The 13,166-nt window shown below is 54.5% G+C and carries 8 protein-coding genes and 1 tRNA gene; 3 read left to right on the forward strand and 6 right to left on the reverse strand.

The window, feature by feature from the left end; all coding sequences use genetic code 11:
• Positions 1-23 precede the first annotated feature (23 nt).
• Entirely contained in the window at positions 24-1,424 is a 1,401-nt protein-coding gene (locus AAC086_RS21635) for a methyltransferase (RefSeq protein ID WP_339781930.1), read from the reverse strand.
• 384 nt (positions 1,425-1,808) lie between these two features.
• Between AAC086_RS21635 and AAC086_RS21640 the strand changes: the two genes are divergently transcribed.
• Positions 1,809-4,412, forward strand: coding sequence for an EAL domain-containing protein (locus AAC086_RS21640; RefSeq protein WP_339781932.1), 2,604 nt, complete (start codon positions 1,809-1,811; stop codon positions 4,410-4,412).
• A gap of 95 nt (positions 4,413-4,507) precedes the next feature.
• Here AAC086_RS21640 and mgtE read toward each other — a convergent pair whose 3' ends face one another.
• From mgtE to AAC086_RS21665, 5 genes are all read right to left on the reverse strand, one after another.
• Entirely contained in the window at positions 4,508-5,920 is a 1,413-nt protein-coding gene (mgtE, locus tag AAC086_RS21645; RefSeq protein WP_339781934.1) for a magnesium transporter, read from the reverse strand.
• Positions 5,921-6,065: 145 nt separating this feature from the next.
• Positions 6,066-8,357: an NADP-dependent malic enzyme gene (locus AAC086_RS21650; protein ID WP_339781936.1), complete on the reverse strand. Its 2,292-nt coding sequence runs from the start codon at positions 8,355-8,357 to the stop codon at positions 6,066-6,068.
• Between the two features lie 336 nt (positions 8,358-8,693).
• Positions 8,694-9,590: an SAM-dependent methyltransferase gene (locus AAC086_RS21655; RefSeq protein WP_339781937.1), complete on the reverse strand. Its 897-nt coding sequence runs from the start codon at positions 9,588-9,590 to the stop codon at positions 8,694-8,696.
• A complete protein-coding gene (locus tag AAC086_RS21660; RefSeq protein WP_339781938.1) occupies positions 9,587-10,789 on the reverse strand; it encodes a cyclic nucleotide-binding domain-containing protein in 1,203 nt (400 codons plus the stop codon). Before AAC086_RS21660 ends, AAC086_RS21655 begins: the two co-directional genes overlap by 4 nt.
• A gap of 365 nt (positions 10,790-11,154) precedes the next feature.
• Positions 11,155-11,241: transfer RNA gene (locus AAC086_RS21665), tRNA-Leu, on the reverse strand.
• Between the two features lie 118 nt (positions 11,242-11,359).
• Here AAC086_RS21665 and lipB point away from each other — a divergent pair.
• Together lipB and AAC086_RS21675 are read left to right on the forward strand one after the other, a co-directional pair.
• Positions 11,360-12,040, forward strand: coding sequence for a lipoyl(octanoyl) transferase LipB (gene lipB, locus AAC086_RS21670; RefSeq protein WP_339781939.1), 681 nt, complete (start codon positions 11,360-11,362; stop codon positions 12,038-12,040).
• A 64-nt stretch (positions 12,041-12,104) separates the two neighbouring features.
• The gene (locus AAC086_RS21675) at positions 12,105-13,145 is read left to right on the forward strand and encodes a diguanylate cyclase (RefSeq protein ID WP_339781940.1); all 1,041 of its coding nucleotides are present in this window, start codon (positions 12,105-12,107) and stop codon (positions 13,143-13,145) included.
• Positions 13,146-13,166 lie beyond the last annotated feature (21 nt).

Here is a 13,166-nt window from a genome sequence, read left to right on the forward strand (position 1 = left end):
GATTACGGGATTTGATCTACCGATCAGGCTGCGGCGGGCAATGTCCGACGCAAAACGGCAAACATTTCAAGATGCGGCGACCACAAAAACTGGTCCACCGGCACCACTTGCTGCAATTCATAGCCCCCATTGCGCAACAGGCGCATGTCGCGGGCAAAGGTTGCCGGATTACACGAAACCGCCAAAATCCATTCCGGGCCAAAATCAGCCAGAACTTCACATTGTGCAAGCGCACCGGCGCGCGGCGGGTCAAACACCACCACATCAGCATCTTTCAAGGCGTCAGCATCAAGGGGCTGACGAAACAGGTCGCGATGGATCACTTCAATCGGGGCCGATGATCTGCCAACAGCATATTGCAAAGCACGTACCGCCGCGATATCGCCTTCAACCGCCATCACCCGGCGACGATCGCCTGTCAGCGCCAGGGGAAAGGTAAAGCTGCCGATCCCGCAAAACAGATCGATGACCTGGCGGGCAGGAATCCGCGACAACGCATTGGCAATTGCATTGGTCAGGGCGGCTTCGCCCTGGACGGTCGCCTGTAAAAAGCCCCCTGCGGGCACAGAAACCGGCACCCCGGCAAAATGAACTTCTGGCGTCCGGCGCTGGGCAACGGGTTCGGCCGGATGATCGCCCACTTTCCACGCCAACCGCGCCAGATCGACATCATCGGCCAGTTCGGCCAACCCCTGGCGCAAGTCAAGATTGGGCTCTGCGGTGGCCCCAATCATGACATCCAGGCCCTTTTCACTGACATTGACCACCATATTGCGAATAATGGTGCCAGTGTCACGCGGCAGTGATTCCAGAAAAGACTGGAACTGATTACGAAACGCGACAATTTCCGGAACCAGCACCGCACATTCAGACACATTTACAATGTGGTGACTAAATCGTTCGGTAAAACCAACAAAGACCCCGTCCTGGGTGCAGATAACCGAAAAATCGGCCCGACGGCGGCTGGCGGGCGGTGATGTTTCAAGTGCTGCCACCATGGCTTCGGCGGCGTTCGCATCAGAAATGCCCGCCCGCATCACGGCCTGAACCGCGCGGTGACGTTTCCATGTGCGATAATCTTCGTTTGGAAGATGCTGCAACGAACACCCCCCGCACTGGTCATAATGCGGGCATTTGGCGGGCGCGTGGTCCTTGGGGCGGGCCTGAACGGTAACAACTTCGGCCCCGTATCCGTCGCCGCGTTTCTGGCGCAACTTTACCCGAACCTCATCGCCCGGCAAAACGCCGTCAACATAAACCAGTACCGATTTACCGCCGATGGCTGCGGTTTCGGCCAAACCGTCACCCCGTGCACCGATATCGACAATTTTAACATCAACCTCAACCCCGATCAGCGGATCACGCCGGGGCGCTCCGGAACGATGGCCGGGACGGGAACGGGGATTGCGCGAACGGTTTTTCATGATCGGTCTCTTATACGGGATAAAATTTCAAACCCGCCCAGGCCTTCGTTGCGTAATGGCGTTTTTATCTGTCACGACGGGACCGACGGGTTATGACGGCCCCTGTTATAGGGGTTTGGGCGGTCTGTGCCTAGCCTTTGCCAACAGCAACCGCGCATGGCATTCATGTTCTGTTCGGTGCGGGCCAATTTGGTGTTTGCCGCCAACAACCGTTGGCAAAAACATTTCGCGACACATTTGACATGAAATCCGATAAGCTGGCGTCTAAATGGGCGAAACGACAGGGGCAAACTTTAGTTTGCCCGGATCACCGGGGGGCAGTCCGGCCAGATCAGAAAACAGTCATCGCACAGGACAAAACATAAAGAACAAAACGGGGAGCCCATGCAGGACGGAGGCGATGTGCCTGACGATGGTCAGGAAAAAGACAGAACAGCAATCAAGCCGCGTGCGATGGTTATTGCGGCAGTGTTCTTCTGTATGGTGGGCGGTGCTTTCTGGTTGATCGCCCAACAAATGGAACAGGCGAACGAGCACGCCCTTGTCGCCAATGCAAACCTGCTGGCACAGGGGCTGGGCGACCGGATTGATGAAACCGTCAACGCCAATTTGCACGCCCTGGAAAACTTTGCCGACAGTTGGCAAGGTGACGCCCCGGCTGACGAACAGCGCTATCTGGCGCACGCCGCCCCGTTACAAAGCCGGTTCGAGGCCTTGCAGGCCATCAACTGGATTTCCCCAAATTTCATCATTCAGTATGTCGCACCGATCAAGGGAAATGTCCCGGCCATGGGGGCGGATTTAAAACGCCACCCGGTTGCCGGTCCGGTACTGGACATGGCATTTGATCAGCGCAAAATGCAAATAACGCCAACGCTGGAACTGCTGCAGGGCGGGCGCGGATTTGCCGCTTATGTGCCGGTAATCGACAGCAAGGGCGATATTATCGGCATGGTGAACGGGGTGTTTCGCATCCGCACCATGCTCGGCAACGTTCTGGAAAGCGAATATCTGGCGGGCTACACCATTCGGGTGCGCGAAAACGACAGTGTTCTGTTTGAAATGCAGGGCGACAGCACCGATCCCAAACTGACGCGCACCACCCGCATCGATGTCGCGGGACGACGCTGGGATATCGATGTTACCGCCGATCCCGGTATTGCCGGTGTCGGCACACTATCCCCCAACATGATCAGCGCTTTCGGATTTATCATGGCCGCCGTGCTCGCAGGCGTGCTGTTTATATATGCCAGTCGCAATGCCAACCCGGCATTGAAAAACCTGCAACGGTTGCGGGCGCGTGAAAACATCAGCGACCTTGCCCTGACCATCAGCCGGGCCGACGGCCATTTGCGCATGATGTCGCCTGAGACAGCCAGTTTTTTTGATCTGCGCAAAGAAGATTACGGCTTCATCCGGCTTTACAATATCGCGCCGGAATTTCAGCCCGATGGAACATCATCGCATCGCGCCCAGGATAAATTACTGGCCGCCATCACACAGGGCGAAAAAGAAGCACGGCGTGAATGGGTGATTCGCAGTGCCGAAGGCGTGCATGTGGTCTGCGATCTGTTAATGACCCCTTCTGAACTGCATCCCGATTGTGTTGATGTCATTTTGCATCACAACCCGGCGGCAAATGCAGCGGTAAACCGCCTGCGTTATCTTGCCACCCACGACCCGTTAACCGGCCTGCCCAACCGTGCCCTGTTTGATGACCGGCTGAACCAGGCGGTTGCCCATGCCAAACGTTACGAAAAGCTGCTGTCGGTTCTTATCGTCGATATCGATAATTTCCGTGCCGTTAACGACCGTTACGGTTCAGATGTGGGCGATGAAACCCTGCGGTCCATTTCCGGGCGATTGCGTGCCACCGTGCGCGAAAAAGACACCTGTGCGCGTTTGGCGGGCGACATGTTTGCCATTATCGCCGCCGACCTGTCCGAGGCCGAAGGAGCCGCCCTTGTTGCAGAACGGATTGTCGAAGCTATTTCCCATCCCATTCCCATTGCTGGCGACGAGATCCGGCTGCATGTCAGTGTCGGGGTCGCCCTTTACCCCAATGATGCGCGCGCACCGTCGCAATTGATGGCAAATGCCGACGCCGCAATGTATCGGGCGCAAAAATCGGCCGAATCGTCATATTGTTTCTTTGTCGAGACAATGAACAATGTCATGCATGCCCGCCTGTCGCTGGAAACCCAATTGCGCCGGGCGGTCGACGAAAAACGTTTTATTATTGAATATCAGCCGCGTTACCGCCTGTCTGATCATCATGTGACGGGGTTTGAAGCCCTGCTGCGCTGGGTGGATGATCGCGGGCAACGCCATTTGCCGCCCGATTTTATCGCTGTCGCCGACAGAGTCGGGCTTTTGGCACCGCTGGGGCGCTGGATATTTGAAACGGTTTGCCAGCAGATCCAGGAATGGCGCACAGAGGGTTATCTGCCCGTACCAATCGCGCTTAACCTGTCGGGGCGGCAATTTATTCAGGCCGACATCATCAAGAACATTATCGAGGAAACCGAACGCCATGATATTTCCCCGGCTCTGATCGAAATTGAAATCGCCGAAGACATTGCCATGCGCGACCCGGAACGCTCGTTAACACAGTTTTACCGCTTCGCCGAAGTCGGCATCAGTCTGACGCTGGACCAGTTTGGCGCGGCCAATTCGTCGCTGCGCTATCTCAAACGCTTTCCGGTCCAGCGGATCAAACTGTCGCGCAGCCTGTTTGACATCGAACTCTATGAACAGCCCGACAACAGCGTGCTGAACCCCGCCGTGCGTTTGTGCAAAAGCCTGAACCGCCGCGTTGTCGCCGTGGGCGTTGAAACAGAAGATCAACTGGCGATGCTAGGTGCGGCCAATTGTGATGAAATGCAGGGATTTATTTTCTCGCCGCCGGTATCGAAAGAACAAACCCACACATTTCTGACCCGCCAGGCCACAGCCGATACCCCGACAGAACAGCAATCGAACAGTTAACGGATAACGATAACAACACACGGTTTTAAGGCCTTAAAGTATCCGTCTTGATCAAGCAGTTTTTGGCAGAACATGGGTTTCGCGGGCGGCAAGATTTACATCAGAAATGCCGCAGCCAAGCCCAAAAAAGCAAAAAAACCAACCACATCGGTAATGGTTGTTAAAAAGACCGACGAGGATACCGCCGGGTCCACCCCGGCCCGCTCCAGGGCGAGCGGAATAATGGCGCCAGAGGCACCAGCCATGATCAGGTTAATGATCATGGCAACACCAATCACCGCCCCCAGGCGCATGTTATCAAACCAGAACCAGCTAATACCGCCGCTTAATAGTGCAAATGCCAGGCCATTAAGCGTGCAAACGGCCACTTCCTTTCGCACAACGCGCCAGGCATTGGTACTGTTAAGTTCACGCGTGGCAATGGCGCGCACCGCCACCGTCAGGGTCTGTGTGCCCGCATTGCCGCCCATCGAGGCAACAATCGGCATCAACACCGCCAGGGCAACCAGGCTTTCGATTGTATGCTGAAACAGACCAATCACCATCGACGCACCAATCGCGGTGAAAAGATTAACCAGTAACCAGGTAAAACGCGACCGGGTGGTATCAAGAATGGCGCTGGAAAGGTCGTCTTCCTCGCCGACACCAGCCATCCGCATCATGTCTTCTTCATATTCTTCATCGATAACGTCCACCACGTCATCGACGGTAATCACCCCCACAAGCCGCCCGTTATCGTCCACCACCGGGGTGGAAATCAAATCGCGCTGGCGAAACAGATGAGCGACATTTTCCTGCTCGTCGGTGACCAGCACCGTGCGCATATCGTCTGTTTCCATCACATCGCGCACCAGCACCGGGCGGTTGGTGCGAATGGCCCGCGACAACGGCACCATGCCCACGGGGCGATAGCGCGGGTCAACCACGATGATGTCGTAAAAATCCTCGGGCAGGTTCCTGGCCGAGCGCAGGAAATCGATTGTCTGGCCAACGCTCCAGTAATCGGGGATCGCCACCAGCTCGCGCTGCATGATACGGCCAGCGGTGTATTCCGGGTAGGATAATGCTTCCTGAACCCGGGCGCGCTCAATTTCCGACAGGGCACCCAGCAATTCACGCTGATCTGCTTCTTCCAGATCCTCGATAACTTCAACCACGTCATCCGAGTCGAGTGCGGAAATGGCTTCGGCCACCACATCGGTGCCAAGCTGCGCAATCACTTCTTCGCGCAACTCGTCATCAAGTTCGGTCAGAAGTTCGGGGTCAAAATCGGGGCGAATAACATCAACAAGCTGCTGGCGTTCCGCACTTCCCGCCCAACCCAGCAAATCAGCGATATCGGCAAAGTGCAGCTCGCCAAGCAGTTCGGCGACGCGGGACGTGTCTTCGTCATGCAAGGCATCAAGAATTTCACGGGCATATTCAGGTGTCAGATCAACATAATCATCGCCCGACGATACAGACGACGTTGCATTGCCCGGCCGTTCCCGTTCATCGATGTCTGTCATCTGCCCCTCCCCCGTTTATTTTAAGCACTGCGCCGGGTGCCGGCCCAAAAAAAACCGCGCCGGACGTTACGGTCCGGCACGGCTGTTTCTGCGCCAACGTTGATGCCCGGTCAAGTGCAGCAATGCACTGCCAGGTTAAACGCAATCAACTGCGGGACTGTTCCCGATCAATGGCATCAACAACGGCAATCGCACTCATATTTACAAGGCCACGCACCGTAATGGACGGGCTGACAACATGTGCCGATTTAGCCGCACCGACCAAAATCGGGCCAACGGGCAAACCATCGCCCAGCATTTTAACCATATTATAGGAAATATTCGCCGCATCCAGGGTCGGCATCACCAACAGGTTGGCTGCCCCCTTCAACATCGAATTGGGGAAAATGCGATTACGGATGGTTTCTGAAATCGCGGCATCCGCATGCATTTCGCCTTCAATTTCCAGATCAGGTGCCTGAATACGAATAATTTTCAGGGCCTCGCGCATCTTGCAGGCCGACGGATTTTCGTGGCTGCCGAAATTGGAATGCGAAATCAGCGCCGCCTTTGGCGTAATCCCAAACCGTTTCACAACATCCGCAGCCATAATGGCGGTTTCAGCCACATGTTCAGGGGTTGGATCAACCGAAACATAGGTATCGGTCAAAAAGAACGTCCCCTGTTTCATGATCATCATGTTAACGGCCGAGAAATCCGACACGCCCTTGCGCAGGCCAACCAGATTACGCACATAGCGCAAATGACGCAGGAAGCCGCCCTGGCACCCACAAACCATGGCATCCACCTCGCCACGGCGCAGCATCAGGCAGGCCACCACAGTGGGCCGGGTCCGCACAATAGAACGGGAATATTCCGGGTTAATCCCGCGACGGCCCATAATATTGTGAAAATCCTGCCAGTCCTGTTCAAAATGGCGGTTATCATCGGGGTCGTGAATTTCAACCTGCTCATCAGGGATCAGGCGCAGGCCAATTTCCTTGATGCGGTCCAGAATAACATCGCGACGACCAATCAGTACCGGATGGCAAACACCATCATCAACCAGCACCTGGCAGGCCTGCAGCACGCGGCGCGATTCGCCTTCGGGGTAAACCACGCGTTTTTTATGGCTGCGTGCCATATCAAACACCGGCTTCATCACCAGACCAGAGCGGAAGACAAAGCCTTCAAGCTGCTGGCGATAGGCGTCAAAATCCTCGATCGGGCGTTTGGCAACACCGCTATCCATTGCGGCCTTGGCAACACGGGGCGGAATTTCCAGCATCAGACGCGGATCAAACGGCTTGGGAATCAGATATTCCGGGCCAAACTTAAGTTCTTCGCCGCCATAGGCCGTCGCAACAATATCCGAAACTTCGGCAGTTGCCAGGTCGGCAATCGCCTCAACCGCGGCAATCTTCATGGCCTCGTTAATTTCGGTGGCCCCCACATCCAGCGCGCCGCGAAACAGAAACGGGAAACACAGAACGTTGTTGACCTGGTTGGGGTAATCGGTCCGCCCGGTTGCCATAACCGCATCGGGGCGGATTTCCTTGACCAGTTCGGGCGAAACTTCCGGTGTCGGGTTCGCCAGCGCCATAATGATCGGCCGTTCGCCCATCTTGCGCAGTTCTTTTTCGCCCATGATGTTCGGGGCAGAAAGACCCAGAAAAATATCGGCCCCTTCGATCACGTCATCAAGGGTGCGGGCATTGGTTTCAATGGCATATTCCGCTTTCCACGGGTCCATTTCTTCTTCGCGGCCCTTATAGACCACGCCGAAACGGTCGGTGACCGTAATGTTTTCGCGCGGCAGACCCATCGATACCAGCAGGTTCAAACAGGCAAGAGCCGCAGCACCGGCACCGGATGTGACCAGACGCACCTTGTCCAGGTCCTTGCCGACAACGCGCAAACCATTCCGCACGGCGGCCGCCACACAAATGGCCGTCCCATGCTGGTCATCATGGAAAATCGGAATATTGCAGCGTTCCCGCAATGCTTTTTCAATGATGAAGCATTCCGGCGCTTTGATATCTTCAAGATTGACGCCGCCAAAGGTAGGTTCCAGGGCCGCGACAATATCGATGAATTTTTGCGGGTCCAGTTCGTTCACTTCCAAATCGAAAACATCGATATTGGCGAACTTCTTGAACAGGACGGCCTTGCCCTCCATCACCGGCTTGGATGCCAGCGGGCCAATCGGGCCAAGACCCAGCACAGCCGTACCATTGGTGATGACGGCCACCAGATTGGCGCGCGCCGTGTAATGCACTGCGGTTTCCGGGTCCTTAACGATTTCCTCGCAGGCAAAAGCAACGCCGGGCGAATAGGCCAATGCCAGGTCGCGCTGGTTTGCAAGCGTGGTGGTTGCCGCAACAGCCAGTTTACCGGGGGTGGGATACCGGTGATAGTCCAATGCCGCTTCGCGCAGCTTGTCGTTTCTGTTTGTCATAATAATGCCTTTAACTTCAGGTATTTAGGTGAAATTAACCTAAAGCCGATTAAGCCCTGAAAAATAGTGGCCGTGTGGGACGGACCAACCTAGTGGAATTATCACACCGAGAGAAGCGTTCTGTTGTTTCGTCACCGAAATTGCCCGCCCCCTTTGCGTGAAAAAACGCCAGAATTTAGCGGAGCATAGCACGGATGAAAGCCCATCTGAAAACTTTAACATTTTCCAACTGTTTTCAAACCGCATGAGATGAAACAATTTCCATCTCCGGCATTTCCCGCCATCCGGTATGCCCGAAAATGCAGTTCCACGCCAAAACCGCTGGGCTATCTAATGTTATTCAAAATGGGCCACGGCAACATATTCCCCATAATGCAATCGCGGATGCCGTCCCGGAGCCATATAACGCTTTTTAAAATCATCCGTGGCGTCGATCGCATCGAGTTTGCAGCCCTGCTTTTCAAGAAACGCTGGTAACAAAGGCCCTTCCATCGACCATTTAATCGGCTCGCCAATCAGTTTCAGATATAAAAACAGGGCCAGCCGAGTGTTGTTTCGCGGGCTTTCGCGCGGTTCGACGGCCGTAAACACAAATCGGGTTCCTGCGCCGCTCAAATTCCGAATGGACGCAAACATATGGATCACTTCATCCTCGGTCAGATACATCGTCACCCCTTCACTAATGAAAAGGGTCGGACGGCTGCGATCAAACGGATCAAAACGCCGTAATCTGTCTTCGATATTCTGGTGGGTGAAATCAACATCCAGATATTTTAAATTCGCCAGCCCCGACTGGGCCTCGGCGGCATGATCAAAGGCATCTGCCTTGAATTTTTGCGTATCGGGATGATCGATTTCAATAAAATTAACCTCGGGAAATTCACATGACAACCGGAATGCCAAGCTGTCGAACCCCGCCCCCAGGCTAATAACCTGTGTCACACCTGCCGCAATCGCCTCGCGGGTTTTTTCCTCGATGCAACGTTTGCGCAAAATATAATGCAGCGTAATACCTGGCAAAAAAATGAATTCGCGAATCCCTGTTTTAAGCCTGATGGTCGGTTTTTCCAGTGCACTTAGCCGGGCACGGCCTTCTTCCGATGCCGATAAAACACATTCCCCCAAACGCCGCATTTCATCCGGCACAAGATAGCTGTGCGATGTACATTTCGCGATGTAAACCAGCCCCTGCAACACCGTATATGCCGTTGAGCTTGCGGTATTTTCCTTCACGATACTTCATCCCCGAAAAAAACAATCTGCTGTGCCGAATATTCCAGCTTCTTTTGGTTTTTCAATTTTTGCAGATAATTTTCTGCTTCTTCGGGCGCGGCCAACGCCATATCGGCAAATTCATGCAACGACACCCTGGCCTTTAAAATATCCGGGTTGCGCGGGTCCGGGATGGCAGCTTTACGCAGCATATCGGCAAAATAAGCCAGACGTTCTTCCAGCGGGGCATGCGCGTATATCATGCTCAGATTATTTGCATCCCGCAGGCGGCCTGAAAGAATCTGCATCAGGTCTTTCAAGCGTGACGGATCTTCGTAACTTTTTTCCCAGAACACATCACGATTGATCGCCACCAGTTCGGTATTGCGGGTGGTCACCGCCGTGGCCGACCGCGGCGAACTGTCGATCAGGGAAAGTTCGCCAAACATGTCCCCGGCCCTCAGCTTGGCCAACCGCAAGGTTTTCTGCGAAGCCTCGTGGTAGCACGTAATGTCAACGCCGCCCTTGGTAATCAAGAATGCTTCATGACCGGGCTCCCCCTGGCGAAATATGTCGCCTCCCCGATCAACCAGATACCACTGAAAACAGCCACTGAAATGATCAAGCAGGTCTTTTTGTTCCCGGAACATCCCGAAAGCCCATCGATACATCGGCTCCATTGGCGTCACAAACGGCGTAATTTTGACGCCGATTTTTCCCATCGGCATCGGCGGCGAGAGTTGCTCCCAGCCCAATCTCTGATAAATGCCCGACGTATCGGCATTGACGGTCGCTATAATGTGGGTCACACCCCACATATGGCCAATATCAATGGCCATCCGAAATAATCCGCCAAAAACATTCCGCCGATTGCGCCACTCCGCCGCTATCGCCAGCATACCGGCACTGGCAAAAACCGGCGTGTCCCGCCCTGCAATCTGCTCCTGCTCAAGGACACATTGACGATATGTGGAAAAATCAAACAAATGATCCGCTGGCAATTTCAACGCCGAATCAAGATTGATACGAATCGTCGCAATCGGTGTTTCACCACTATAGGCGATAACATTGGCAACCGACGGAATGGCATCAAACAGGTCAACAATCACGCCATCATACAATTCAGCAAATCGCCCTTGCTCGGAATAGACCTGATAGCGCAAACGATAAACGTCACTTAGTTCCTGTTCGGTTTTGGCAATTTTAATGTTGATAGACATATTGCCGCTTCTCTAAACCCACGAAATCCACGCCGCCATTTCCCCATCAGTACATCATGACAAAAACGTCCATCGCAGCCGTGCATGTCGCACCAGCGGCAACGATTGGATGATCTGGAGTATGTTCTGGCTCCCCCTATACCCCGAAATGAGAGACATAATATACGGAAGTATGTATTTATCTATGAAAGATTGAGGAATCTTTTGCCCTGAATCGCTCGGTGTGCAAACCGACCCGTATTCATATGACATCGGGAAATGTCATGATCGGTCACGATAACCAGCAATAATCAGGAACAGGAAACAGCACCACCAGGGCCTGGAATCAGAAAGGCCCTTCCTTGAAGATCAAGGAAAGGCCTTTTTGGTGCGGTCGAGAAGACTCGAACTTCCACGGGGGTTAGCCCACAGCGACCTCAACGCTGCGCGTCTACCAATTCCGCCACGACCGCATATATAATAGTAACAAGCCCTGTGAGGTAACTTTGCGGGCTTGCCTTGGCGCGGAAAGGGAGATAGCAAAAAGCCTGACCCCAATCAAGGGGAGTTTTCATTTATTTGACAGGAAAAATGAAAAGTATCGATTTTAATGCCCAAAAACCGGAATGGCGGGTCGCTTCGACACCGATTTCCTATCCTGAAGCGCTTGCAGAAATGGAATTTCGTGCCGACGCCATTTATCGCGACGCGGCAAGCGAACTTGTCTGGCTGGTCGAACATCCGCCGCTTTATACTGCGGGCACCAGTTCAAAAAAAGAAGACCTGGTCGATCCCGACCGATTCCCCGTCTATGAGGCGGGACGCGGCGGCCAGTATACCTATCACGGCCCGGGCCAGCGCACCGCATATCTGATGCTGGACCTGCGCAAGCGGGGCCGCGATGTGCGTGCTTATGTGCACAGCCTGGAAGAATGGATTATTCGCACCCTCGCCCTGGCCGGTGTTAGCGGGGAACGCCGCGAGGGTCGGGTCGGCATATGGGTGGACCGGGGCAATGGCCGCGAAGACAAAATTGCGGCAATCGGTGTGCGGGTGCGCCGCTGGGTTACTTTTCACGGAATTGCGATTAATTTAAACCCGGATTTGACACATTTTGGCGGCATCGTGCCCTGCGGCATTGCGGAACACGGCGTTACCAGCCTGAAAGATCTGGGAGTCGACATCACAATGGCGCAACTTGACCAATTTCTGGCACAAACATTTAACGATGTATTTCCAGCCCCGGCCATACCCAACGCCGATGAGGCATAGAAGCATAACCGCAAACACCGCAAACCCGGCCCGACCAAAACGAGACGGCACAACAGGGCACAATATGGCTGCACCGATGGATGAAATGACCAACCGCGACGATGATACCTCTGCTGAGGGATACACAGACATGCCCGAAAGCATCGCGGTCGGTAATTTTGTTGATGCCGAGCGGCAAATTCTTGCCGAACTTGAAACCGCCCTTTCTGAACATATCGCACTGGTGCTGGATTGGAACCGGCACCTGCTGGTAAAAGAAGAAGAAACGTCGGACAAAAAAACGCCCGCCACCACAGCGCCCCCCCATACCCATGGCGCGCACACGGCCAACAAGCATGATTATTGCAATTTTGGCGCCTGGTATGCCCTGAACCAGCATAACCGCCTGATGGACCAGCCCGCGATAAAATCGCTGGCAACCACGCATCAACAGCTTCACGCCGCCGCCCGCCGCCTGCTGGAGCATTTCGACCATGACGGCACAGTCGATGCCGCCGAATATGATGCGATGGCATTGCGGGCCGAGTCCTTTTTCGCACAAATCAGACGGCTGGAACGGGCATTTCGCACCGCGCGCTCCGATGTAGACCCGTTAACCGGAACCTATAATCGTCAAACCATGCTGTCTGATCTGGAAATTGAACGCGAGCGGGCCACCCGCACCCGCTCATCCGCCGCGATTGCCCTGGTCGATCTGGATTTTTTCAAGGCCGTCAACGACACGCATGGCCATCAGAACGGCGATCTGGTGTTGCAGGCCATCGCAGGGATCCTGCAATCGCATGTACGGCCATTCGACAAGGTTTATCGCTATGGCGGGGAAGAATTCCTGATCTGCCTGCCCAATGCCGACATGCGCCAGGCGGCACATGTTCTTGAACGGCTGCGGCGCGTCATCGAAGCCTCGCCGGTCACCCTGCGCAACGGAACACCCTTGCCGGTGACAGCTTCGATTGGTGCCGCCCCGATTTTACACGACAAGCAAATCGGCCAGATCATTGAAAAGGCCGACCGCGCCTTGTATGCAGCCAAGGAAAGCGGGCGCAACCGGGTTCGCGTCTGGCGCAGCCCCGATGGCGCTGACACCGCCAAAAAAAAACTCTGATTAAAGGAAAAGTGCTTTAAA

This window comes from uncultured Thalassospira sp., assembly GCF_963976115.1.
In the GTDB taxonomy this organism is placed as follows: Bacteria; Pseudomonadota; Alphaproteobacteria; order Rhodospirillales; family Thalassospiraceae; genus Thalassospira.

Excerpts from the sequence above, each read along its gene's own strand:
- AAC086_RS21635 (WP_339781930.1), bottom strand. The coding sequence starts at position 1,424 with ATGAAAAACCGTTCGCGCAATCCCCGTTCCCGTCCCGGCCATCGTTCC.
- AAC086_RS21640 (WP_339781932.1), top strand. The coding sequence starts at position 1,809 with ATGCAGGACGGAGGCGATGTGCCTGACGATGGTCAGGAAAAAGACAGA.
- mgtE (WP_339781934.1), bottom strand. The coding sequence starts at position 5,920 with ATGACAGACATCGATGAACGGGAACGGCCGGGCAATGCAACGTCGTCT.
- AAC086_RS21650 (WP_339781936.1), bottom strand. The coding sequence starts at position 8,357 with ATGACAAACAGAAACGACAAGCTGCGCGAAGCGGCATTGGACTATCAC.
- AAC086_RS21660 (WP_339781938.1), bottom strand. The coding sequence starts at position 10,789 with ATGTCTATCAACATTAAAATTGCCAAAACCGAACAGGAACTAAGTGAC.
- lipB (WP_339781939.1), top strand. The coding sequence starts at position 11,360 with ATGAAAAGTATCGATTTTAATGCCCAAAAACCGGAATGGCGGGTCGCT.
- AAC086_RS21675 (WP_339781940.1), top strand. The coding sequence starts at position 12,105 with ATGGCTGCACCGATGGATGAAATGACCAACCGCGACGATGATACCTCT.